The sequence below is a fragment of the Corynebacterium sp. 21KM1197 genome (assembly GCF_033783015.1).
Lineage (GTDB): Bacteria > Actinomycetota > Actinomycetes > Mycobacteriales > Mycobacteriaceae > Corynebacterium.
Map to the genome: position 1 here is coordinate 172,082 of NZ_CP123907.1, position 20,006 is coordinate 192,087.

25 protein-coding genes are annotated in these 20,006 nt (G+C 64.3%); 21 read left to right on the forward strand and 4 right to left on the reverse strand.

The annotated features are described in order from the left end of the window. The 5 genes from OLW90_RS00815 (at position 1) to OLW90_RS00835 (ending at position 3,957) form a co-directional block, all read left to right on the forward strand. The gene (locus OLW90_RS00815) at positions 1–354 is read left to right on the forward strand and encodes a WhiB family transcriptional regulator (RefSeq protein WP_413464480.1); all 354 of its coding nucleotides are present in this window, start codon (positions 1–3) and stop codon (positions 352–354) included. A 22-nt stretch (positions 355–376) separates the two neighbouring features. Next, positions 377–532 (forward strand): DUF4177 domain-containing protein, encoded by a 156-nt coding sequence (locus tag OLW90_RS00820; RefSeq protein WP_319650404.1) that lies wholly within the window; start codon positions 377–379, stop codon positions 530–532. Beyond that, positions 533–991: a RidA family protein gene (locus OLW90_RS00825; protein ID WP_319650406.1), complete on the forward strand. Its 459-nt coding sequence runs from the start codon at positions 533–535 to the stop codon at positions 989–991. Positions 992–1,031: 40 nt separating this feature from the next. Then, positions 1,032–1,847, forward strand: coding sequence for an MBL fold metallo-hydrolase (locus OLW90_RS00830; RefSeq protein ID WP_319650407.1), 816 nt, complete (start codon positions 1,032–1,034; stop codon positions 1,845–1,847). 766 nt (positions 1,848–2,613) lie between these two features. Beyond that, on the forward strand, positions 2,614–3,957 hold the full coding sequence (locus OLW90_RS00835; protein WP_319649700.1) for an IS256 family transposase: 1,344 nt from the start codon (positions 2,614–2,616) through the stop codon (positions 3,955–3,957). Between the two features lie 252 nt (positions 3,958–4,209). On the opposite strand, the gene glxR is transcribed toward OLW90_RS00835, so the two are convergent. Beyond that, entirely contained in the window at positions 4,210–4,893 is a 684-nt protein-coding gene (gene glxR / locus OLW90_RS00840; protein WP_319650410.1) for a CRP-like cAMP-activated global transcriptional regulator GlxR, read from the reverse strand. Between the two features lie 365 nt (positions 4,894–5,258). Here glxR and nth point away from each other — a divergent pair, with 365 nt between their 5' ends. From nth to OLW90_RS00870, 6 genes are all read left to right on the forward strand, one after another. After that, positions 5,259–5,897 carry an endonuclease III gene (nth, locus tag OLW90_RS00845; RefSeq protein ID WP_319650411.1) on the forward strand — a complete coding sequence of 213 codons (639 nt, stop codon included), beginning with the start codon at positions 5,259–5,261 and terminating at the stop codon, positions 5,895–5,897. 46 nt (positions 5,898–5,943) lie between these two features. Further along, entirely contained in the window at positions 5,944–6,534 is a 591-nt protein-coding gene (locus OLW90_RS00850; protein WP_319650412.1) for a TlpA disulfide reductase family protein, read from the forward strand. Then, the gene (locus OLW90_RS00855; protein WP_319650416.1) at positions 6,531–7,193 is read left to right on the forward strand and encodes a CoA pyrophosphatase; all 663 of its coding nucleotides are present in this window, start codon (positions 6,531–6,533) and stop codon (positions 7,191–7,193) included. The genes OLW90_RS00850 and OLW90_RS00855 overlap by 4 nt, the downstream gene beginning before the upstream one ends. Positions 7,194–7,211: 18 nt before the next feature. Next, positions 7,212–8,405, forward strand: coding sequence for a MarP family serine protease (locus tag OLW90_RS00860; RefSeq protein WP_319650420.1), 1,194 nt, complete (start codon positions 7,212–7,214; stop codon positions 8,403–8,405). Between the two features lie 144 nt (positions 8,406–8,549). Further along, positions 8,550–8,693 carry a hypothetical protein gene (locus OLW90_RS00865; RefSeq protein ID WP_319650421.1) on the forward strand — a complete coding sequence of 48 codons (144 nt, stop codon included), beginning with the start codon at positions 8,550–8,552 and terminating at the stop codon, positions 8,691–8,693. Further along, positions 8,677–9,489, forward strand: a complete 813-nt coding sequence (locus OLW90_RS00870; RefSeq protein ID WP_319650423.1) for an Abi family protein — start codon at positions 8,677–8,679, stop codon at positions 9,487–9,489. The genes OLW90_RS00865 and OLW90_RS00870 overlap by 17 nt, the downstream gene beginning before the upstream one ends. Positions 9,490–9,509: 20 nt before the next feature. On the opposite strand, the gene OLW90_RS00875 is transcribed toward OLW90_RS00870, so the two are convergent. Together OLW90_RS00875 and OLW90_RS00880 are read right to left on the reverse strand one after the other, a co-directional pair. After that, complete coding sequence (locus OLW90_RS00875; protein ID WP_319650424.1) at positions 9,510–10,427, reverse strand: alpha/beta hydrolase; 918 nt, start codon at positions 10,425–10,427, stop codon at positions 9,510–9,512. 105 nt (positions 10,428–10,532) lie between these two features. After that, positions 10,533–11,036: a phage holin family protein gene (locus tag OLW90_RS00880; RefSeq protein ID WP_319650425.1), complete on the reverse strand. Its 504-nt coding sequence runs from the start codon at positions 11,034–11,036 to the stop codon at positions 10,533–10,535. 100 nt (positions 11,037–11,136) lie between these two features. Between OLW90_RS00880 and OLW90_RS00885 the strand changes: the two genes are divergently transcribed. The 10 genes from OLW90_RS00885 (at position 11,137) to OLW90_RS00930 (ending at position 17,409) form a co-directional block, all read left to right on the forward strand. Next, entirely contained in the window at positions 11,137–11,811 is a 675-nt protein-coding gene (locus OLW90_RS00885; protein ID WP_319650426.1) for a hypothetical protein, read from the forward strand. A 332-nt stretch (positions 11,812–12,143) separates the two neighbouring features. Continuing rightward, positions 12,144–13,199, forward strand: a complete 1,056-nt coding sequence (gene ssd / locus OLW90_RS00890; protein ID WP_319650428.1) for a septum site-determining protein Ssd — start codon at positions 12,144–12,146, stop codon at positions 13,197–13,199. Next, complete coding sequence (locus OLW90_RS00895) at positions 13,199–14,332, forward strand: TadA family conjugal transfer-associated ATPase (protein WP_319651799.1); 1,134 nt, start codon at positions 13,199–13,201, stop codon at positions 14,330–14,332. The genes ssd and OLW90_RS00895 overlap by 1 nt, the downstream gene beginning before the upstream one ends. Continuing rightward, complete coding sequence (locus tag OLW90_RS00900; protein ID WP_319650429.1) at positions 14,326–15,084, forward strand: hypothetical protein; 759 nt, start codon at positions 14,326–14,328, stop codon at positions 15,082–15,084. The genes OLW90_RS00895 and OLW90_RS00900 overlap by 7 nt, the downstream gene beginning before the upstream one ends. Beyond that, a complete protein-coding gene (locus OLW90_RS00905) occupies positions 15,081–15,686 on the forward strand; it encodes a type II secretion system F family protein (protein ID WP_319650430.1) in 606 nt (201 codons plus the stop codon). The genes OLW90_RS00900 and OLW90_RS00905 overlap by 4 nt, the downstream gene beginning before the upstream one ends. Before the next feature lie 41 nt (positions 15,687–15,727). After that, complete coding sequence (locus OLW90_RS00910) at positions 15,728–15,931, forward strand: DUF4244 domain-containing protein (protein WP_319651800.1); 204 nt, start codon at positions 15,728–15,730, stop codon at positions 15,929–15,931. Further along, on the forward strand, positions 15,906–16,262 hold the full coding sequence (locus OLW90_RS00915) for a hypothetical protein (protein WP_319650431.1): 357 nt from the start codon (positions 15,906–15,908) through the stop codon (positions 16,260–16,262). Before OLW90_RS00910 ends, OLW90_RS00915 begins: the two co-directional genes overlap by 26 nt. Continuing rightward, positions 16,262–16,582 (forward strand): Rv3654c family TadE-like protein, encoded by a 321-nt coding sequence (locus OLW90_RS00920; RefSeq protein ID WP_319650432.1) that lies wholly within the window; start codon positions 16,262–16,264, stop codon positions 16,580–16,582. The genes OLW90_RS00915 and OLW90_RS00920 overlap by 1 nt, the downstream gene beginning before the upstream one ends. 295 nt (positions 16,583–16,877) lie before the next feature. Beyond that, positions 16,878–17,111 carry a hypothetical protein gene (locus OLW90_RS00925; RefSeq protein ID WP_319650433.1) on the forward strand — a complete coding sequence of 78 codons (234 nt, stop codon included), beginning with the start codon at positions 16,878–16,880 and terminating at the stop codon, positions 17,109–17,111. 34 nt (positions 17,112–17,145) lie between these two features. Beyond that, positions 17,146–17,409 (forward strand): hypothetical protein, encoded by a 264-nt coding sequence (locus OLW90_RS00930; RefSeq protein WP_319650434.1) that lies wholly within the window; start codon positions 17,146–17,148, stop codon positions 17,407–17,409. Here OLW90_RS00930 and OLW90_RS00935 read toward each other — a convergent pair. Next, entirely contained in the window at positions 17,406–19,790 is a 2,385-nt protein-coding gene (locus OLW90_RS00935; RefSeq protein WP_319650435.1) for a DEAD/DEAH box helicase, read from the reverse strand. The genes OLW90_RS00930 and OLW90_RS00935 overlap by 4 nt on opposite strands. Positions 19,791–20,006: the final 216 nt, after the last annotated feature.

Sequence of the window (20,006 nt, forward strand, 5' to 3'; positions counted from 1 at the left end):
GTGACGGCCCCTCTCATGCACAAGCGTGACAATGCTTTCCTCCATTACGGGCAGGGAAAGTGCCCCACCGACATCGTGTGCGACCGTGACGCCTGGGTCATGCAGGCGCAGTGCCGCGACGTGGACCCGGATGCCCTCTTCGTGTCCAGCGCGGAGCAGCGCAAGGCCGTGGCCATCTGCCGGGGATGTCCCGTGATGAGCATCTGCCGCGCCGATGCCCTGGATAACAAGGTGGAGTTTGGCATCTGGGGCGGGCTCACCGAGCGCCAGCGCCGGGCCCTGCTGCGCCGCAACCCGGAGATCACCAGCTGGGCCGATTACTTTGCCGCGGGCGGAGGCCTACAGGAACTGTGAGATCCCGGCTACAGTGAGGGGCATGAAAACTTGGGAATACGCCACCGTGCCACTGCTCACTCACGCCACCAAGCAGATCCTGGATACCTGGGGTGAGGACGGCTGGGAACTCGTCTCCGTGGTACCCGGCCCCAACCCGGAGAACGTGGTGGCATACATGAAGCGCGAGGTTCAGTAGATGAGCATCACCGATCGCCTCGCGGAACTCGGGATCACCCTGCCGCAGGTGGCGGCCCCCGTGGCGGCCTACGTTCCCGCCGTGCAGGTGGGCAACCAGGTGTGGACCTCCGGGCAGCTCCCCTTCATCGACGGCGCGCTGCCCGCCACCGGCCAGGTGGGGGTCGAGGTTTCCACTAACGACGCCGCCTCCTACGCCCGCACCGCCGCGCTCAACGCCCTCGCGGCTATCGACGCCCTCGTGGGCATCAACAACGTGCGCCGCGTGGTGAAGGTGGTGGGATTTGTTTCCTCCGCCCCGGACTTCCACGGCCAGCCCCAGGTGATCAATGGGGCCTCCGAGGTGATCGGGGAGATCTTCGGGGAGGATGGGATTCACGCCCGCTCCGCCGTGGGGGTGGCCGAGTTGCCCCTGGATTCCCCGGTGGAAGTGGAAGTGATCGTGGAACTGCGCTCCTGAGGTATGGGCAGAACCACCAGGGGGCGCTAAGCTGAAAGGTATGCAGCATCCTGCTTACAGCCAGCTTCGGCCGGTCACCGCATCGGCCTCTGTTGTTCTGTGCCCTAACCCCAGCTACGCGGCGCTGGAGGGCACCAACACGTGGATCATTAAGGGACCCGAGGACGAGCGCTCCATCGTGGTCGATCCCGGCCCGGAGGACGAGGGGCACCTCAACGTGGTGCACTCCAAGGCCGGGGAGGTGGGCCTGATTCTGCTCACTCACCGCCACCACGATCACGCCGACGGTGCCCAGAGATTCCGCCAACTCACCGGGGCCCCCATCCGCGCCACCGATCCGGCGCACTGCCACGGGGCGGATCCGCTTCACGACGCCGAGATCATCACCATCGAGGGCGTTACCCCCCAGATTGAGGTGGTTCACACCCCCGGCCACACCGGCGACTCCACCTCCTTCTTCGTGTGGTCCGGCGTACCCGGCGAGTCCACCCTGGAGGGGATTATCACCGGCGACACCATCGCGGGCCGCCACACCACCATGATCTCCGAGACCGACGGCAACCTGCGCGATTACCTCGCCTCCCTGACCCTCCTGGAGGAGCGCGGCAAAAACATTCCGCTGCTCCCCGGCCACGGCCCCGATGGCGAGGACACCTCCGCCTTTGCCCGCAAGTACATCGACCGCCGCCAATACCGCCTGGATCAGATCCGCAAGGCCTGGGCCGAGCATGGCAAGGACATCGAGTTGCGCACGCTCATCGACGTTATGTACGACGACGTAGACCCCGTTCTGCGCGGCGCCGCCGAACAATCCACTCGCGTAGCCCTGCGCTACCTGGAGGAAGAAGAGTCCTAGCCAGTTTGACGAGCCAAAGACCCTCTCGTGGAGAGGGTCTTTTTTTGGGTGGTGTTCTCTGTTTTGCCTGCTCTGCCCTGTTAGCCGCCTAAGGGGTGCCATTGCCGGGTGTGCACCTTGCCTGACCCGGGAGATGGCACCCCTTGTGATCGTTGGGAGGGGCGGGATTGGCTGAATGGCCCGCGTGTTCTAACGCTGGAGGCTCTTCGCAACAACGCTAAGGGGTGCCGCTAACGAGGTTTGGGGGTTGTGTTATTCGGTAATGGCACCCCTTGGCGCTGATCCCGCCCGCCTCACACAGCCGGGCGGAGTGTTCGCGCTTGTTTCTGTTCGTGTTCCCCAAGGGGTGTCACTGGGCGCGCGGCGAGGTGGCCTGGCACCGAGGCGGCACCCCTTCATGTGGTTCATGTGAGCACGCCCCTTTGGGGTGCCACTGCCACCGGGTGCGGCTTATCGACGCCCCCGGTGTCACCCTTGAGCGCTACCTGACAGCGTTCGTAGGTGGGGGTGTGGTTCTCACCCCAACTCGCCCACCCCAAAGGGGTGCCACTGGTGGGGAGGAACGGCCCGCAGACCCCCAATGGCACCCCTACGGAAGATGTCGCCCACCCCACTACCGCGATTCTTCACTTCCGGTCACCGGGCTGACATCGAGTGAACGCCGAGTCAGCGCCAACCCAACCCAAGGGGTGCCATTACCCTGCCCAGCGAGAGTGTCTGATGGTTTGTGTGTGGGATTCCATCCCGCATAAGGAGACAAGCCAGAATGACTACTGTGACACGACGAGATCCGGCTGATAAGGCCAAGATTGACGCGATTGAGAAAAAGCTGCTTGCAAACCCTGAGATCGCGAAGCTCATTGATGATTTAGGCACCTCAACCACCGACGCCAACGATTTGGTGCGTGGGATGTTGCAAGCCTCGATTACCAGGGGTTTAAACGCCGAGATGGATGCCCACCTGGGCTACCGGCCAGGGGATAGAGACGCTAAAGCAGCACTAGGCACAGACAACCACCGCAACGGGGCGTATCCAAAGACCGTGGATTCTCACTACGGTCCGGTAACTGTCGAGGTTCCCAGGGACCGGGCCGGGACGTTTGTTCCGACCATGGTCCCGAAAGGCTCGCGGCGTTTGACCGATGTTGACGACATGATTGTGAGCTTGTATGCCGGGGGCATGACAGTGCGCGATATCCAACACCATATGGCTACTGCCATGCGTGTTGATATCTCCCACGAGACGATTTCTGCGGTGACTGACGCTGTCCTTGATGAGGTCATGGTGTGGCAGAACCGCCAGTTAGATGAGTTCTACCCCGTCATTTTCCTTGATGCGCTGCGCATTAAAGTCCGTGAGGGCGGGCGCGTGGTCAACAAGTCCGCGTATATGGCCATTGGGGTGGATCTCGACGGCATCAAACACATCTTGGGGCTATGGATCGCGAGGGAAGAAGGCGCGTCGTTTTGGGCCCATGTGTGCTCGAATCTGGCTAATCGCGGGGTCAAAGATGTCTTCATTGTCTGCTGTGACGGGCTCAAAGGCCTGCCTGAGGCTGTGGAGGCATCCTGGCCGGGATCGATGGTACAAACCTGTGTTGTGCACTTGATTCGTGCTGCTAACAGGTGGGTTGCCTACGGGGACCGTAAGGCGGTTTCAGCGGCCTTGAAGAAGGTCTATACCGCCCCTGATGGCTCCAGTGCTGCCATTGCACTCGAGGAGTTTGCTTCTTCGGGTCTTGGCCAGAAATATCCCAGGTCAGTCAAGGTGTGGCAGGACGCATGGGAGAGGTTCGTGCCGTTTTTGCAGTTCCCTCCGGCAGCGCGCAAAGTCATCTACACCACCAATTCCATCGAGTCGTTTAACAACGAGTTGCGCAAAGCCACCCGCAACCGCGTGCAGTTTACGAACGACGAATCCGCGTTGAAGACCTTGTGGTTGATGATCTGCAATATTGAAGACAAACGCGCTGCTCGCAGGGCCAAGGAAGGTAAAAAGGCCGCGGCTACCGCCGGGAGGCTTGTGGAAGGAGCGAAAGTCTCAGGCTGGAAGCAAGCCATCAACCAGATGGCCGTGGCCTACCCCGACCGCTTCGACCAATACCTCTAAGAAAACCGCCCCACACACAAACAACTTGACACGCTCTGCCCACGCCACTCCCGCCCCCGAGGTGGCACCCCTTAGCGTCGCGGCCAGCACCACAGCACCAGCTCACCGCCCCCCCCCACCAGCAACCACACACACAAAAAGAACCGGGCCGCAGCCCGGTTCTTGGTATCTCTTGATGGGGTGTCGGCCCTATCAGCCCCGCTGGAACCCAACAACCACCAGCAGTTAATCCGCCAAAAACTATCGCGCGGATTACCGCGCGCGGCGCGCCAGGTGCTCGGTATCCACGATGAGCACGGACTTGCCTTCCAAGCGAATCCAGCCGCGGTGAGCGAAGGTGGCCAGGGCCTTGTTCACGGTCTCTCGGGAGGCGCCCACGAGTTGAGCGATTTCTTCCTGGGTGAGGTCGTGGTTCACGCGCAGCGCGCCGCCCTCCTGGGTACCAAAGCGATTGGCCAGTTGGAGGAGGGTCTTGGCCACGCGGCCGGGGACGTCCGTGAAGATGAGGTCCGCGAGGGAGGCGTTGGTGCGTCGGAGGCGACGGGCCAACACGCGCAGCAGTTGCTGCGCGATCTCGGGGTGCTCGTCTACCCACTGGCGGAGCATGGCGGCGTCCATCGTGGCGGTGTGTACCTCGGTGACGCACACGGCGGAGGAGGTGCGGGGGCCGGGGTCGAAGATGGAGAGTTCACCGAACATGTCCGAGGGACCCATGATGGTCAGCAGGTTTTCGCGGCCGTCGGGAGAGTGACGGGAGAGCTTCACCTTGCCGGAGGTGATGATGTAGAGGCGGTCGCCCGGCTCGCCTTCGTTGAAGATGGTGGAACCGCGGCTGAACCGGGCCGTCTCCATGTCACGGATCAGGTTGTTCACCGCCGTGGGGTCTACGCCCTGGAAGATCCCGGCGCGGGAGAGGATGTCGTGTACAACTTCCACAGTTTCTCCATTCAAGGTACGGACGCAGAACTCCGGACCTTGTTCCTGCGTGCCGTGGGGCAGTGGCAGGTGAAGTACGCCCACCTGGTGTACTCGCGTTAATAGTGTGTATCCCGGATTGAATCTGCGTATTAACGTGAAATTGTGAACCGGCACCTACTGTACAAGGAAGTGGGACTACCTCGCACCTTATGTGTGGTTCCGCGGACTCCCGGTGGTGCCGGGTGCTGTCCGCTAGTGAGGAGTCTATAGGACTTCATAAATGGTCTATAACTAAGAATGTGGAGCGGTCCTGAACTGGCAGGGCAGGGTGGGTTGCGGGGCGCAAATGCTTTGGGGGAGGGGACAATGGCACACTAGTGAGCATGGCCGATCTTGCTCTTACCCGTCGTGCGCGGCGCATTAACCGGGAGCTGGCGCGGGAGTACCCGGATGCGCACTGCGAGTTGGTGTATTCCAACCCCTTGGAACTCACGGTGGCCACGGTGCTGTCCGCGCAGTGCACGGACGAGCGGGTAAACAAGGTCACCCCGGCGCTCTTTGAGCGTTGGCGTAGCGCGGAGGATTATGCCCGGGCTGATGAGGCCGAGGTGGCGGAGTATATCCGCAGCACCGGTCTGTATCGCTCGAAGGCCCGGCACCTGGTGGAGATGGGCCAGGCCCTGGTGTCGCGCTTTGGCGGGGAGGTGCCCGAGGGATTGGCGGATCTGATGAGTCTGCCGGGCGTGGGGCGCAAGACAGCCTTGGTGGTGCGGGGCAATGCCTTTGGGCAGCCGGGGATCGCGGTGGATACGCACGTGGGCAGGCTGGCGCGGCGGTTGGGGCTGAGCGCGGAGCAAAGCCTGGTGAAGGTGGAGCGGGATCTCATGGGTTTGATTGAGCGCTCGGAGTGGACGATGTTTTCCCACCGCATGATCTTTCATGGGCGCAGGGTGTGCAAGGCGCGCAAGCCGCTGTGTGGGCAGTGTCCGGTGGCGGCGCAGTGCCCATCGCGCGAGATATAGCTTCCTAGCGTCCTGGGGCAAAGAAGAATGAAAGAGGCATAACCCAATGAATAAGCATGTGGTGGCCTACGCGGTGGCCGTGGTGGCCGTGGGCGCGCTGTTAGTGCTCGTGGTGCCGGGCATGATGCGGCAGACTCCGGAAGATCAGATAGCGCAGGAGCCGTCCCAAGAGCAGCAGGCCGCCCAGGTGGCCCCGCGCCCGGAGTGCGGCGCGCGGGGAGTGGCCGGGGTGGAGTTGAGCTGCCTGGGTGCCCAGCCGCAAGAACAGCAGCAAACACAGCAGCCGGACCTCAGCGCCGAGGGCGTGGCCGTGGTCAATGTGTGGGCCTGGTGGTGCGCGCCGTGCCGCGAAGAGTTGCCGTTGATGGAGCGTTTTGCCCAGGAGCACCCGGAGTACCGGGTGGTCGGCGTGCACGCGGATGCCAAGGCCGCTGCCGGTGCGGAGTTGCTCAATGAGTTGGACGTGGATCTGCCGAGCTTCCAGGACGGCGATAATTCCTTCGCCGGTGCCCTGGGCCTGCCCTCGGTGGTGCCGATCACCGTGGTGGTGCGCGATGGAGAGGTTGCCGGAGTGCTGCCCAAGGCGTATGCGGATATGACGGAGTTGGAGCGAGACGTGAGGGAGGCGTTGGCATGACACCCGCGTGGTTGAGGCCGCTGGTACGGGCGGCGCGGGCGGGTGAGGTGGTTACGCCGGGCCGCGCGGTGAGCGCAGGGGGGCGTCGGCAAGCGGCGGTGCTGATGGCGCTGTCCGGTGACGCGAGTGCCCTGTCGCGCCCGGAGGACGCCTCGGTGCTGCTCACGCACCGCACGCCCACGATGCGTTCGCACGCGGGGCAGGTGGCCTTTCCCGGAGGGCATATTGACCCGGAAGATTCCGGCCCGGTGGGGGCGGCGTTGCGCGAGGCCTGGGAGGAGACGGGCCTGCGCAGCGCGGAGGTAACGCCGCTGGTCACGCTCCCGCCCACGAGCGTGCGCATGAGTGGCTCGGCGGTGTATCCGGTGCTGGCGTATCGGGATTATCCTGGGAGGACGTATCCCGCGAGCCCGGAGGAGACGGACGATGTGTTTGACGCGCCGTTGGCGGAGTTGATCGATCCCGCGCACCGCCTCACCGTGGGGTGGCAGGGGTGGACGGGCCCGGCTTTCCGCAGCAATGGTTATGTGGTGTGGGGCTTTACTGCGGCGCTGCTGGCGGGGCTTATCGACGCCGCCGGGTGGGCCCAGCCCTGGGAGCGCGAGCGCGTGGTGGATCTGGGCGAGGCCCTGGAGAACTCGCGGAATAACGAGAGATGAAAGGTCGGAATCCTTCAAGTGAACCCCGGTGTGATGGTGGATGTGCTCGTGGCCTTCGTGTGCCTGCTCGCCCTGCTGGGCGGGTGGCGGCAGGGCGGGATGGCCTCGTTTTTATCCGCCGTGGGCGTGATCTCCGGCCTGGTGGTGGGGGCGGGCGTCATGCCGCTGCTGATGTCCCAGATGGAATCGGTGGGCCTGCGCTTCCTGGTGGCCACAGGAGTGTTGTTGCTGCTGGTGGCCGTGGGCAACCTGGTGGGCGGCGTGGTGGGCTCTGCTTTACGACGCTCCATGAAGGCCCGCTCCTCCGTCAAGATTGATTCCGCGCTGGGCGCGCTCTTTCAGGTGTTGGTGACCTTGGCGGTGGTGTGGCTGGTGTCCATTCCCGCCGCCACGGGACTGGGCGGTCAGTTGGCGGCGGGGATTCAGGGCTCGCGGATCTTGGGCGCGGTGGATCGTACGGTGCCGGATTCCGCGGCGCAACTGCCCGCCAAGATCTCCGCGCTGCTTTCCGATACCGGCCTGCCGCCGCTGATCTCCCCCTTTGGCCAGGGCGCCTCCCCAGAGGTGGCCGCCCCCAGGATCGAGGTAGAAAATACCGCCCTGGTGGAGCAGTTGCGCCCCAGCGTGATTCATGTGATGGGCGACGCCCCCGAGTGCCGCCGCAGGCTCATGGGCTCGGGCTTTGTGGCCGCCGAGGATTACGTGATCACGAACGCGCACGTGGTGGCGGGCACGCAGCGCGTGCGCCTGGATACCACCCTGGGGGTCAAGGACGCGGACGTGGTGTTCTATGACCCGGAGGTGGACATCGCGGTGTTGCACAGTCCCGGCCTGGGTATCGCGCCTTTGCACTGGGCGGACTACACAGCGGATACGGGCCAGGACGCCATCGTGATGGGCTTCCCGGAGTCCGGGCCCTTCGAGGCCGCCCCGGCCCGTGTGCGCGAGGCGCTGACCATCGCGGGGCCGGATATTTACGCCTCCGGGCGCTTTGAACGCGAGGCCTATACCCTGCGCGGTTCCGTGCGCGAAGGCAATTCCGGCGGGCCGCTCCTGGATGAGGAGGGCCGGGTGCTTGGCGCGATCTTTGGCGCCTCGGTGGATCAATCGGACACCGGGTATGCGCTCACCGCCACCGAGGTGCGCGAGCGGGTAGGCGATCTGGGTGCGCTGCGACAACCGGTGGGTACGGGGGCGTGCGTGGCGAGGTAGGAGGCTTGTGCTGGGGGTGATTGGACACTAATATTGGTGCCAATAGATCCCGCAGCCGCCTCTCACGGAAGCGTCCCGCTGTAGTGGCCCTGATAACCCCGGAGGCAAGCTTCTGGGGTTATCCTTATATATCCAGGGGGGTATATGAATAATCAGTCCTTGTTTCTTTCGCCCGAGGAGCAGGTGGAGTACCTGTATCGCAAGAATTATTTTGCCGAAGGCAGTTTCTCTGAGTGGGATATTAATCGTCTGGGCGCGATGAATTTTCACTATGTTCTTGGGGTATGATAAGAATTTCCGGCAGCTTTATTTCGATGGTAAGATTTCCGGCGCTAAGACCCCCAGTAGGCTGCTGAGGGTTATAGATGTGGATGCTGAGGTTTCGTCGCTACTCTATTCGGGCATGAGAAATGCCGAGTGGTTGCTACGGTGCTTTTTTGTTCGGAATTATTGTGAAAAATTTGATCCCAGGGGTTCTTTTCTTGACTATGAGAATTACTATGATCTTGGTGGTGGGTATGGGGGCGATCGTCTTGCGCGTGGATTGATGAATGACATACTTACATACGGTGATTCTCATGTAGAGAGTGTTCTTGCGGAGGCCAGCAGGGTAAGAGGGTGTGTTCTTCCTCGGTGGTGTACTGAAGAAAATTGGCAGGTCTGCCGCGATCTTTCCGCAGGGCTGGCGCTGTGGGAGGTTGTTGATAGTTTCTCCCTTGGTAGGTTGGTGAGATTGTTGCAGTGCTGTGATCCCGTCGAGGATGCTACGGAGCATGTGTGGCGCAATATATCGTTAGATATGGGGGTGTATGAGGGGCAATTTCTGGCGCGGATCGAGTCTTTGCGCTCTCTGCGGAATCTCGTTTCCCATCAGTCGAGGCTGTGGGCGCGTCCGACCACAAATACTCCGACAAAAAAGGGTAAGTTCCGAAAGAAGATGAATCGGTGTCATAGAAAATCCATGTTGGTGGCTTTTTATAATGTGGCCCTGCTTCAAGGGGAGGAAGAGAAGCAGTATGATTTTTCCCGGAGGATCGAGGCGGTGCTTAACTCTGAACCAGACTATGCGGTAGGGGTAAGTTAATGTAGATGATCGTAGACCCCTCATTCCTCCCTCAAGAACCCGGCGATCAGCGCCGTGAACTCCTCGGGGGCCTCCACGCTCGGTAGGTTCTTTGTGCCCGCGATGTGATGGCGTCGGCTAAGCGCGGCGGCCCGGGGGCTGAGCCGGGCGGTGGCGCGCCGGGCGAGGTGAATCCATAGGGGCTTGGGCGGGGCGATCATGAGGGTGGGGGCGGTGATTTTCAGGCCGAACCACTTGGTGGGGATGGTGGCGGTGAGTAGCCGATTGTTGCGGCGTCGCGCCGCCAGGGTGGAGCCGATGCGCCGCGCGGTGAGTCGCAGCCGCAGGGTTTCTTCATAGCGAGGGCTGCGGTGAAAGGGGGCGTCGGTAGTGCGGCGCAGCTGCCAGCGGAAGAAGGAATCGCGGTGGAGGAACCACCGCAGGGGGAATCTGCTCAGCGCGCGGCGCAGCAGGGTGGTGGTGTGCAGCCAGGGGCGGCGGACCATGCCCCGGCGCAGGTCCACGGGGTGCGCGGCGCTCACGGCGATGAGCGCGTCTACGCGCTTGGGGGCGGCCGCGGCGGTGCACCAGGCTACGGTGCCGCCGGTATCGGTACCCACGAGGGCCGCCGAGGTGTGCCCGAGCGCGCGGATCAGCCCGGTGACGTCGCCCACGGCGGAGCGGATGTCATAACCAAAGCCGGTGGGGGGTTTATCGGACATGCCGTAGCCGCGCATGTCTACCGCAGCCACGTGGAAGCCCTGTTCGGCTAGGGGGGCGATCACGTCCTTGTAGTCGAACCAGCCGCCAAAACTGCCGTGCAGGAGCAGCACGAGGGGATCTTTGGCCGAGCCCGCCTGGGCCACGTGGAGGCGCACGCCCCGGGTGTAGATGAGGTCATGGCGGAAGGGGCCGTCGAGGTGCACGACGCTGGGGGAAAGCGGGAGTTCTGCGGCCATGAGCACTCCTTGTGTACATGCGGCGGGGCATACGGCGGGCGTGGGAAACCTCCCGGCGCGGCCTTTATGCGCGTCGGGAGGCGGGAGGAGGAGCGAGGCGAAGGGTTAGCTGTAGAGCCCTCGGTCCTTGGCTTCCAGCTTCTTCTGGGCGGAGCCGGGCACCAGGTTCTTTAGTTCGTTCACCGAGTCGATGGTTTTTTGCGGGGCACCCAGGCTCTTGACCTTCTTCACGCCCACCAGGGCGAGCAACCCGGCGGTGAGGATCATCACCAGGAATACGATGAGCAGGGAGGCCCAGGCGGGGAGCCAGAGGCTCAGCAGCGCCGCGACGAACATGAAGAAGAAGAACGTGCTGTAGAGCGCGATGGTGCCGGCGGCACCGAAGAGTCCGCCGCCGATGGCGCCCTTCTTGGCCTCGGCGGTTAGTTCCGTCTTGGCTAATTCCAGCTCGGCGCGGAAGAGGCTGGACATCTGCGAGGTGGCGTTGCTGACCAGGGTGCCGATGGACTCTTGCCCGGTGGAGGCATCGACGTCGCTCAGTGGAATAGACTTCACCTGAGGTGTGAAATCACTCGGGCCGTCGGTAAAAAATCCGTCCTTGTTGCTCACGTTATTCCTCCCAGGAGCGGGTTCGTATCATTCTTCGCTTCTACATAGTGTAGACGGTACTGTTCATGCCCACCCTACCGCGTTCTCCAAGGGGTCAAGGATGTTTGATGGGCTTCGTCGCCTCGGCCGCATTGATTCTCTCGTCCGGCAGGCCGCCCGGGACATCGCGGCGGTGCATCGCCGCCCGGTGAATCTTCGTCGTTACCAGGTTACCTCCGCGGAGTCCGTCCTGCGTGGCGCGCGCACCACCATGCTTATCGACGCCTTCCCTCCCGCCTCGTCCGCGCCCGAGGCCCTGGAGGTGGGTGGTTATGCGCTTTTGGCCCCGAGCCATATCGAGGCCACGGCGCGTACCTGGGCTAGGGCGCCCTTGCAGGTGATCGCGCGGCTCGACGTGCTCTTTGGCGGTACCGGGGTGCCGCGCGAGGGGGCGGCGGTGCGCCTGCGCGAGGTGGGCGAGCTGGTGGTGGCCGGTGGGGATGACGCGCTGCTTCCCCAGGTGATGCACGCGGAGATTGCCGCGCGGGAGGTATTCGGGCCGCGCAGCGGCGCGGTGGCACGCGTGGCGGCGCGGGTGGCGGCGGTGTCGAGTGGATTTGATCCGCGCGGATTGGCGGTGCCGGAGCCGTATTTGTACCGGCATCGCCACGAGTATGCGGCGGCTCTGGAGGGGTACGGGGCCTCGGTGGAGGGGGTGTCTGTGCTGCTAGAGCTGCTGTTACGGGCGTGGATTGATGGGGCGCGGGAGGCGGAGTCCATCGCTGCCCTTTTGTGAGTTGTGGCACTTTTGGGTTGTGGTCTTGCCATTGCTTTTTTGCTGTGGCATACTCGCCTGTGCAAGGCCCCGATATACTGTGTGGCCTGCCCCGGTCCGCCCCCCGAGACCGGGTTACTTGACGGCCCGCGCACACCCCCCCCGAGGCGCGGGCCGTCCCTTATGTCTGGGGTTGGTTGGGGCGCATCGCCCCCCGGTTGTTATACCTCCCCGCGGGCGTGCCCGTTTAGTTTATCCACAATTTTTGGTGGCGCGTCATCAAAATCGCTTGGTTATCCACAGGCTTGAGGCGGACGTTTTCGGGGCGTGGTTGTGCGCAGCACACTGAGGGCATGAATCTTTCTCGCTTCCTCGTCTTGCTCATCGTGTTGCGCCCGGCGCTACACTCCGAGGCCCTGCATATCGCCGTGGCCAGCGGAATGAAGGTGATTGATACCTCCGATCCCGCGGAGATCACCCGCTACTATCCGCGCGCCAGCGTCGTCCTCATTGATGATGAGGCCGGATCCCTACTGCCGCCGCTCCCGCCCGGCGGTGGGCCGCCGGTGTATCTGGTGGCGGGAGATCCCGGCCCGGTGCCCCATCACGCCGTGGTGGCCTGCCATGCCGAACGCGGCTTTGTGATTCCCGCCCAGGCCTCCGATCTCCTCCGCGCCTTGGGTACTAGCGCCAGGGAGTCCGCCGCGCCCGTTGCCCCTCGTGGTCGGGTGCTGGGGGTTCTCGGTGCGGTGGGTGGGGTGGGTACTTCCACCCTGGCGGCTGCGGTGGCGCGCGAGGCCGCCCGCGAGCACCGCGCTGTGCTGCTGGACGCGGTCGATCACTCCGGTGGCCTCGATCTGCTCATGGGATGCGAGGACGCTCCCGGCGCGCGGTGGCCGGATCTTCACGTGGCGGAGGGCTCCCTGGCCGCCGAGGACCTGCTTGCGGCGCTTCCCCATAGCGGGGAGGTGGCGGTGCTTTCTGCGGCTCGCGGAACGGTGGCTGAGGATTATCGCCTCACCGGGGAGGAACTGCGCGGTGCCGTGGAAACCCTGCGGCAGGGGGAGATTCCGGTGGTGATGGATCTGCCGGGTGCGGGGGATCTGTGTTTGACCGGGGCGGAGGCGTGCGACGAGGTGGTGGTGCTGTGTTCCGCCGAGGTGCGCGCCGGGGCGAGATTGGCGGGGCTTGCCGCCAGGTTGCGGGCGCGGGGTATCGCCGCGAGCGTGGTGTTGCGCCACCGTGGGTGGTCCGGCCTGGACGCGCAGGATATTCAGCATGTGAGTCAGCTCCCCGTGCTGGCGGAGTTTCCCACCATCGCGGGCCTGGCCAAGGCCACGGAGCGCGGCGGTTTACCCGCGCATCTTCCGCGCTCGTTGCGCAGCGTGGCAAAGGTGGTGTGGAAGTGATGTATGAGGCCGTGGTGGAGCGTGTGCAGCGCCAGCTCATAGAGCGCGGCGGTGGTGCCACCCCGGAGGAGGTCGCCGCGATTGTTCGGGCTGAGGCTGGGGCTATTAGCGACGTCGATGTGCTAGCGATACTGCGCCGCCTGCGCGATGATTCCGTGGGAGTGGGCGTGTTAGAGCCGGTGCTGGCCCTACCCGGGATCACAGACGTGGTGGTTAATGGGCCGGAGGAAGTGTGGTGCGATCGCGGGCGCGGTCTAGAGCGCGCCGGGGTGCGCTTTAGCGATGACGCCGCTGTGCGCCGCTTGGCCGCCAGGCTCGCGGTATCGGTGGGGGCTCGGCTCGATGATGCCCAACCTTTTGCCGATGGTCGCCTTCGACGGGAGGACGGCACGAGCATCCGCTTTCATGCCGTGTTAAGCCCGCCCTCGGAATCGGGTACCTGCCTGAGCCTGCGGGTGCTGCGCCAGGCCACGTTGAGCATGGAGGAATTGGTCCGTGCCGGTACGATACCGCCGCCGGTGGCGGAGTTCTTGCGCGATGTGGTGGTGCGGCGGTGCTCCTATCTCATCGTGGGTGGCACGGGCACGGGGAAAACCACGCTTCTTTCCGCACTATTGGCGCAGGTACCGGATCATGAGCGGCTGCTGTGCATCGAGGACACCGCCGAGTTGGCCCCGGCCCACCCCCACGTGGTGAACCTGGTGGCTCGCCGCGCCAATGTGGAGGGCCGGGGCGCGATTACGCTCTCCGCCTTGGTGCGCCAGGGGTTGCGCATGAGGCCGGATCGGATTGTGGTGGGGGAGATTCGCGGCGCGGAGATCGTGGATCTCTTCTCCGCCCTTAACACTGGTCACGAGGGCGGCGCGGGCACCCTCCACGCCAATTCCCTCGCGGAGGTCTCCGCCCGGATCGAGGCTCTAGCGGCCTTGGGTGGGTTAGATCGCCAGGCGGCGCACAGCCAATGGGCGGCGGCGGTGAGATTGGTGCTGGTCATGCGCAGAACACGGGAGGGAAAGAGGATCCTCGCGCAGATCGGCCTGGTGGAACGCGGGGAATCCAGCCTGGCCTACGTGCGTGAGGTCTGGCACACGGGACAGGACGCGGCGCGCCTTGGCGAGGAGTTGTCATGGTGAGCCTGATGGGGTGCTGCGCGGGGGCGATAGCGCTGGTTCCGGCGCGGCCGGGGTTGCGGCTGAGCCTCATGCGCCAGGCTTATCGACGCCCCCGGCAAGCGTGGCTAGTTTCCGCGTTATTGGTGATGGTTCTTGCCACGATGACGGTCATGCCCTTGAGCGTGGTGCTTTCTGCCGCCATCGTTGGACTCACCGGGTGGTTCATAGCGCGCTCCCTTCTGCGGCGCCAGCGCAAAGAACAGCAGCGCCACCAGTTGGCCACCGTGTTGAACCTGGTGACACACCAATTGCGCAGTGGTGCGGAGCCCGGTGTGGCCCTACGCGGCGTGGTGCGGGGGCAACAAGATATGAGCCCGGAATTACGTGAGCAGTTGCTTGTGCTCTCCTCCGGTGCTGCACCCGCTGCGTCTATCCCGGAATTACACACCGTGGCGCGCGTGTGGGAGGCGGCCCGCCATCACGGAATAGCGCTGGCCCCGCTGTTGGGGCGGGTGCAATCCACGCTGGAAAAAGAGCTGCGGCATGGTGCGGCAACGCGCGCTCGCCTGGTGGGGCCGCAATCAACCGCCGTGGTGCTAAGCCTCCTGCCGTTGGGCGGGGTGGGGCTGGGCACGACGATGGGGGCTAATCCCGTGAGTCTGCTTTTTGGCGGCGGGTCGGGCGGATTGTTGCTCATGGCGGGAACCACACTGATGTCTTTGGGGGCGCTGTGGTCCCAAGCGCTCATCGAGCGGGCGGGAGGGCAACCATGATTCCGGCGTTATTGCTGGCGCTGGCGCTGATGATCGTGCCCGTGGGTGCGCGCAATGAGCGCCTCCACCAGGAACGCAGTGCCACCCGCCCCCGCGATGGTCCGCGAGGCCTGGCCCTCCGACACCTCGTGGAGAGGGTCAGAGCGCGCGTAACACGTGGGAGAGGAGAGGCCGCGCCGGGTGTGGCGGCGGAGATTGATCTCTATGCCGAGTGCTTGGCGTCGGGCCTGAGCCCTGCGGTGGCGGCCAAGATTGTTGGGGAATGCAGCACGTCCCCGGTGCGGGATACCTGGCACACCGTGGCCGCTTTGCTGGCGATCGGGGTGCCCCCGGAGCGGGCTTGGGCCGAGGCTCAGGTGGTGCCTGGCCTCCGGGACGTGGCACACCTGGCGTGCCACTCTCACCACAGCGGGGTGAGTTTTGCTCGGGCTGCCGCCGAGGTAGCCGACGATATACGCCGCGCCGCTGAGGATCGCGCCACCGCCACTGCCGAGCGCGCCGGAGTGCTCATCGCCATGCCGCTGACGTTGTGCTTTCTCCCGGCGTTCTTCCTCTTGGGGCTCGCCCCGGTGGTGATCGGCGTGGCCCGAGAGATTTTCTAGAACATCACATTGGTAACAGAAAGGACTAGATCATGTACTTCATGCTTGCAGCGCTACGGAAAGCAGCGCGGGAAACAATCCGGCTCAGCCGCGATGAGAAGGGACTCAGCACCATCGAATACGCCATGGGGACTCTCGCGGCGGCGGCACTTGCGGCCGTGCTTTACATGGTGGTGAATAGTTCGGCGGTGACGGACGCGATCCAGAACATCATCACCGATGCGCTCAGCAACACCCCGGGCTAACCAGCCGTTGCGCGAGAAGCGGATGGGGGAGGAAGGCTCGGTGACGGTGGAGGCCGCCGTGGCGATCAGTGCGCTCGTGGTGGTATTTGCCGCGCTCGTCGCCGGGCTCATCACCCTGGCCGCGCGGGTGTCCGCCATTGACACCGCCGGCGCGGCGGCGCGGCATTACGCCATTTCAGGGCAACGCTTGGAACCGGAGCGCGGCCGCGTGAGCATTACCGAAAGCGAGGGAAAGGTCACTGCCACCGCAGAGATTCCCGCGCCCTTTGGCACCATGCGCGCGCAGGCGATATATCCCGTTGAGGGAATAGCGGGGATAGAGGCGCGGTGATGAACGCCAAGAGAGGGGAGGAGGGGTATGCCACCCTCGTGGGGGCGGTGATGTGCGCGGCCCTGGTGGGGTGCGTGGTGCTGGCGGTGACGCTCCTTGGGGGTGTGATTGCCCAGCACCGCGCCCAGGTGGCGGCGGATATGGCCGCTATCGCGGGGGCGCACAGCCTGTGGCTTGGCGGCGATGCTTGTCGGCTGGCCGAGGACACCGCGCGCGATAACACGGCGGAGATTCAGCGGTGCGAGATAGAGGGCATGGACGTCATCGTGGCGGTACGGGTGCGAGGTCGGGAGGCGGTGTCGCGGGCGGGGCCGTTGTGATCTCCTGAGCGGGTTTTTGGTCTATTATTTGAGGAGGTGGGATATGCGGATACTGCCCTCGGCTTTCAAGCATGGATTGAAATTAGAGGAGATATTGGCAGCTCTACGCAGTCCTATTTATCATGAACAGCAGAGGGGGACCCGTGAAGGTATTCCTTGTGGGGGCAGGAACTTCTCTCAATCCGATAGAGATCGCTTATACGATTGATGTACGTGGAGAGATCGTGGTTTTCCATGCCATGCCCGTTACGAGAGCAACCTATGGGAAACTGCGTCGTAAGAAAAGGGGATGGTAATGGCTCTCTATGCAGATGAACAATTGATAGAGATGGCAGAGTATTATTCTGAGGGGATTCCCGAGGAAGATTATGCCGGTGATGGAACGTTTGGCTCGGCTGCATGGGTGCTCGATGTTTTTAGTTTCGATGAGTTGGGTGAAATATCCGATCATCTTCAAAAAACGGGTATCCCTTTTACTGATTATCTTCATTCCGCAGTGATGGATCGCTTGAGGTCTGACCGGGAATAAAGGCGCAGGACTGTGCAGGGGAAAGGAGGAGATCATGAAGCGGTACCAGAACGTGACGGTGGAGACCGTAGACGAGATCGAGGGCTTCGATGAGGGATATGTAGCCCAGGCGGTCAAAGATGTTCATGCGCACCTGGGGGAGGTTGAACCGTCTGATGTGACTTATGGGTCGGGGATGCTTCTGTGGGGCCTCCCGGAAGCCGTGCGAGGCGCGTTGATCCGCGAGGCATTGGATGAGGACTTGCCTTTGGAGGTGGTGATCAATCGGGTGTTGATTAACCACTACACGGATTCCTAAGTCGCTTGATCTGGCCCGCGTAGTTGATTGGATTGGGGTTGATGCGCATAAGGCGAGGGACTCTGATGTGTAGCCACCCCCGCCAGCGCCCCCAGCAGCCGCACCGCTCCCGCCTTGCTCAGCGGTTGGTTCCCATTGCCGCATTTGGGCGATTGCACGCAGGAGGGGCACCCGCCCTCGCAGGAGCAGGATCGCACCGCATCAAAGGTGGCCGTGATCCAGGTGGGGAAGCGCTCGAAGCCGCAGTCGGCAAACCCGGCTCCGCCGGGGTGGCCGTCATACACAAAGACGGTGGGTAACCAGGTATCGGGGTGCTCGGTGGTGGAGAGTCCGCCGATGTCCCAACGGTCGCAAGTGGCCAGCAGGGGGAGCATGCCGATGGCGGCGTGCTCGGCGGCGTGGAGTGCGCCGGGCCATTCGGCAGGTGGCAACCCGATCTCCTCTAAAAAGGCGGGATCGAGGGTATAGGCCACGGCGCGGGTGGTGAGGGTGTGCACGGGCATGTCCAGGGGAACGGTGTCCATGAGGGTACCGTCGGGGCGTCGCACCACGTACCCGGTTACCTGGCGGGAAACCTCCACGTTGAGGCTGCGCAGGTCCACGCCGGGCGCGAGGGTACGCGGAGGCTGCACCTCATCGAGCACCCGCACGGCGGTGGAACTGCGGGCAAAGGTGGTGTAATCGACCTCGGTGGGGCGCACGAGCGCCACGGCGTCATCGAGGTTGAGGTCATCGACCACGTAAGAGTCGCCCTGGTGGAGGTAGATCGCGCCGGGGTGTACCTGGGCGGGGGCGCGGGCGGCGTCGATAGTGCCCAGCAGGCGGCCGTCGCTGGTATCTGCGATGAGCACGTCGCCGCTGGTATCGCCGCGTAGCCCCAGGCTGGCGTGCGCGGTGGTGGTTTCCTCGCCCACGGGGAACCAGCCGCGCGGGCGGCGTCGTATAAGGCCCTGGGCCACCAGTTCCTCCACCACCTCTGCGGCGGCAAAGTCCTCGATGTCCTGGCTGCTCAGGGGAAGTTCTATGGCGGCGCAGTAGAGATGTCCGCGCAGCACGTGGGGATTGTGCGGATTGAATACCGCGCGTTCCAGGGGACGCCGCAAGAGCGCCGCGGGGTGGTGCACGAGGTAGGTGTCCAGGGGGTCGTCGCGAGCCACGAGCACCACGATGGAGTCCTGCCCGCGCCTGCCCGCGCGCCCGGCCTGCTGCCACAGGGAGGCCACGGTGCCGGGAAAACCGGCGGTGACCACGGCGTCGAGCCCGCTCACGTCGATGCCGAGTTCCAGGGCGTTGGTGGTGGCCACGCCCAGGAGTTCCCCGGAGTCGAGCTGGCGTTCCACCGCGCGGCGATCCTCCGCCAGGTACCCCGCGCGGTAGGAGCGCACGCGCTGCGCGGCCAGGGGCTTGCCCATGACCACGAGGTCCTCGGCGGCAAGCAGCGCCGTGGATTCGGCGGAACGCCGGGAACGCACAAAGGTCAGGGTGCGCGAGCCCTGGGCCACGAGCGCGGCCATGAGCCCGGCGGCCTCCGAGGCGGCGGAGCGACGCACCGGCGCGGACTGCTCGCCCTCGCGGTCGGGCAGGAAGCCCGGTTCCCACAGCACCACCGTGCGCGCGCCGACGGGGGAGGCGTCGTCGGTGATGGCCTGCACGTCCAACCCGGTGAGGCGCGAGGCGTGCTCGGCGGAGGTAGCCGAGGCCAGAATGAACGTGGGGTGGGCGCCATAGTGTGCGGCGATCCGGCGCAGCCTGCGCAGCACGAGTGCGACGTGTGCGCCGAACACACCCCGGTAGATGTGGGATTCATCCACGATGACGTAGCGCAGCCGCCGCCACAGGCGCGCCCACCGGGGGTGGTGCGCCAGCAGCGAGGTATGCAGCATGTCCGGGTTGCTGAGAATGAACCGGGATTGCTCGCGGATACCGGACCGCGCCTCGGCGGGGGTATCGCCGTCATAGGGTGCGGGGTGAATACCGCCCAGCGGCCCCACCTCGCGGCACATGCGACGCAGGTGGCGGAGTTGATCCGAACCCAGCGCCTTTGTGGGGGTGAGATACAGCGCGCAGGCGGTGGGGTCCTGCGCGAGGTCGGTGAGCACCGGCAGCAGATAGCCCAGCGACTTCCCCGAGGAGGTTCCGGTGGCCATGATCGTGTGCTGGCCCGCGTGCGCGGCCTCGGCGGCGGCCACCTGATGTTCGTACAGGTGGGCGGTGCCGTGTTCTTCCAGGTGTGCCCGCAACTCCGGTAGCGCCCACTGCGGCCAGGGGGCGTACCGTGCCGGGCGCGCCGGGGTGGTGGAGCAGTGCGTGCAGCGCGATTCCGGGAAACGGGCATGAAGCGCCGCCACGAGTTCCTCTCCCAGAGTGGGCGGTGGTGCCATCGGCGTGTTTTACCCCCTTTTGAGGTTAATCGAAGTGTGCGTGGCCTGGGATTTTATCGAGATGGACTTCCGATACTATCGCGCAGGCGTAAAACATGACACACTAAGACAAGGTCGCAGTTTCTGTGCGCAGTGTGTAGGCGCTCGCAGGAGATGAACATGCGGGCGCCCAGGGCCACACCCGGAACTGGGTAGTTTGATGAGACCCGTTTCCCG